This is a genomic window from Lentzea aerocolonigenes, assembly GCF_000955955.1.
Taxonomy (GTDB): Bacteria; Actinomycetota; Actinomycetes; order Mycobacteriales; family Pseudonocardiaceae; genus Lentzea; species Lentzea aerocolonigenes_A.
This window is the reverse complement of sequence record NZ_JYJG01000445.1, coordinates 1-2,839: the sequence shown is the minus strand read 5'-3', so window position 1 is coordinate 2,839 and position 2,839 is coordinate 1. Positions and strand designations below refer to the sequence as shown.

Genomic DNA, 2,839 nt, shown 5'->3' with positions numbered 1-2,839 from the left:
AAGTACTACTAGGCCCTGTCCCGAGCCGCCTGCGCGCGCAGCTCCTCCAGTTCGGCACGCAGGCGGTCGCGCAGATCGGGAACGAGACGGCGCAACTGCATCTCCAGCACGGCTCTGGCCCCGGACTCGGTGGTGTCGAGCCGTTTCCGGAGTGCGGCGGTGGCGGCGGCCTCGTTCGGTGACGCGGCGATGATCCCGGTGATCTCGATGTGGCAGTCTCCGGCCCGGCACAGGGCGCTGAGGATCTCGATTCGCTCTTCCACGTAACCGGGTGGGTAAGTCATCGGCTCACCGTACGGTGGTGAGGCGGAATGTGGTGCGTGTCGTCCGCTTGGACCATCACATCCAGTGGGCGTCAACAGTTATACCCCTCTTCTGGCGGCGGTCTGTTCGTGGCGGCGGAGCGGGAAACCGCAGTACAGGCAGGGCTCACCTACGAAGTCTCTGGACCGTGCCAGCGTTGGTTGACACTTGACTCTTCTTGTGCGGCAACGCTTCGGCGATACAGTCGGGGAGCAATTACCCTGCATTGCGAGGAGATTCCTGTGTTCCTGCGCAAAACAATTGCTGTGCTAGCCGCGGCGGCCGCCCTGTCAACGGCCTTCGTCGGTACTGCACAGGCGGTTCGCAAGCTCACCTACGACTCCACGGGTGCGGCTCAGTACGAGTCGGACATCACGGAGGCCGTGAAGGTCTGGAACGCGAGCGTGAAGAACGTCCAGATCGCGAAGGCCCTGCCCGGTACCCGCGCGAACTTCACCATCGTGTCGGACCCCGGCTGGCCGCGGGCCCAGCCGACCTCGCTGGGCAACGGCAAGATCTGGATGGGCAAGCAGGCGGTCGACCAGGGCTACAACAAGGTTCGGATCGCCGCCCACGAGATGGGGCACATCCTGGGCCTGCCGGACGTCAAGCCCGGGCCGTGCTCCAGCCTGATGTCGGGTTCGACCGGTGGCATCCAGTGCCCCAACACCAGCCCGAACGCGGCGGAGAAGCGGCGCGTCGAGCAGCTCTTCGCCGGCTCTGCCAAGGCTGACCTCGCCGAGGTCGTCGACGCGGCCTGACCGCAACGGTGGGTCTCCCGGGAAACTAGACCGGGAGACCCACCGCCAGGTCCACGCCCAGCGCCTGCAGTTCGTCCGGGTCGCCTGGGCCGCCGATCACGTGCACGCCCGCCGATCGCAGCAACGGCACCATGAGCGCCATTCCCTGCCGCGCCAGCCGTTCCGAGGGCGGCGGAGCGAGCCGGACGCCCCACACCGGGCTTCGGTCCACAGTGGACAAACCGGCGAACCCGCCGCCGAACTCGTGCAGCAACACGTGGACACCCATGTCGGTCGTGCAGCACTTCGAGGTTCTCCTCGCCGTCCGGCATCGCCCGCACGTCGAGCGCCACGAACAACGACGAAGCCGGGAAGGCGCAGGCGCGCAGGTTGGACCGCACGTGCGCGGCCAGGTCCGGATCCCGTGACTGGTCCCGGGACAGCCTGATCAACACCGGCTCGCCGCGCGAACAGGCGTCGTGCAACACCATCTGCCCAACGCGCGCGGCCAGCCCGAGTGCGTCGGCATGCGCCACGACCTCGTCGTGCCGCGAGGTACCCCATCGGAGCGTTGCCTCGACGAAGGCCAGCGAGCCCGAAACCCACGACACCGGCGCGTACTCCACGGAGATCTCGCCGTTCTCGAAGGCACCGGGCATGGCCGCGATCCGCGCGAACCGGGCACGATCGGCCACGTCCGCCTCGTGGTCGTAGATCGCCCACTGTCTCTTGCCGCCGGTCTCGGCGCGCCGCAACGTCGAATGCGCCCGCCGCAGCACCACGTTCGGGTCTGCACCGGGCCCGGCCGCGTGCACGAACCCGATCGACGTCGACACCGCGACGCCCGCGCCCTCCAGGTACACCGGCTCGGAGAGCTCCTCGTCGATCATGGCGGCGAGAGCGGCCACGTCCGGCGATCCCTGGATCAGCACGACGAACTCGTCACCGCCGACCCGCGCCACGACGGCGTCCGGCAGCACGACCCGCAGCCGGCGCGCGACCTCCACCAGCACGGCATCACCCGCGACGTAGCCGAGTCCGTCGTTCACGATCGTCAGGCTGTCGACGTCCAGGTACCCCAGCGTGTACTGCGCACCGGACGCCAGCGCCGACTCCAGCTTGTCCGTGAACGAGGCCCGGTTCGGCAGGCCGGTCAGCAGGTCCGTCAACGACTGGCGCCGCAGCCACTCCTGCAGCATCCGCTGCTCGGTCACGTCCTCGATCAGCGCGACGAAGAACTTCGGCAGCCCGTCCGACCCGCGCAGCACCGACAGCACGACGTTCGCCCACACCGTGTCGTCGTTGTGGCGAGTCAGCTCCCACTCGCGCCGATCAGTGTCCACAGAGGACGCGATCATGCGCGAGCACGTGGATGCCAGTGCCAGCGCGTCGGCCTCGGTGAACAGCTCCTTCGGCATCTCCTCGTGCCCGAGCATCGAGGCGAGCGCCTCGTTCGCCTCCACGACGGTGCCGAGCAGGTCGAAGATCGCGATGCCCGCCGCGGTCGACGCGAAGACCTGGGCGAACCGCGCTTCGCTGTCGTGCAGGTCGCGCTGCGCGTCCTCGACGGCCTTCAGCAGCGCGTTCTTGACCTTCTCCTGCTCGGCGAACAACTGGTCGCGCGTCGCCCGCACGTACCCGGACGCCAGCGCGCCGAGCACCTCGGGCGGGAACTCCGGACCGAGCACCTCCAGCGTGCAGCGCAACGAGTCCGGCCCGGTGAAGCGCTTGCGCACCAGCCACTCGCCGATGGCGATCGCGGCTTGCCCAGCACGCAGCCGGGCGGCGTGTTCCTC

General features: G+C 68.7%; 2 protein-coding genes and 1 pseudogene. 1 reads left to right on the top strand and 2 read right to left on the bottom strand.

The annotated features are described in order from the left end of the window. Positions 1 to 8: 8 nt before the first annotated feature. Positions 9 to 284, bottom strand: a complete 276-nt coding sequence (locus tag UK23_RS43095) for a DNA gyrase subunit A (RefSeq protein ID WP_045317613.1) — start codon at positions 282 to 284, stop codon at positions 9 to 11. 27 nt (positions 285 to 311) lie between these two features. Here UK23_RS43095 and UK23_RS54355 point away from each other — a divergent pair. Then, a pseudogene (locus UK23_RS54355) lies at positions 312 to 959 on the top strand (snapalysin family zinc-dependent metalloprotease); the annotation flags it as partial. Here UK23_RS54355 and UK23_RS43090 read toward each other — a convergent pair. Continuing rightward, positions 851 to 2,677, bottom strand: coding sequence for a diguanylate cyclase domain-containing protein (locus UK23_RS43090; protein ID WP_231114943.1), 1,827 nt, complete (start codon positions 2,675 to 2,677; stop codon positions 851 to 853). The pseudogene UK23_RS54355 and the gene UK23_RS43090 overlap by 109 nt on opposite strands. Positions 2,678 to 2,839 lie beyond the last annotated feature (162 nt).

Bases quoted from the DNA above. Each gene is read 5' to 3' on its own strand.
- UK23_RS43095 (WP_045317613.1), bottom strand. From the start codon at position 284: ATGACTTACCCACCCGGTTACGTGGAAGAGCGAATCGAGATCCTCAGC.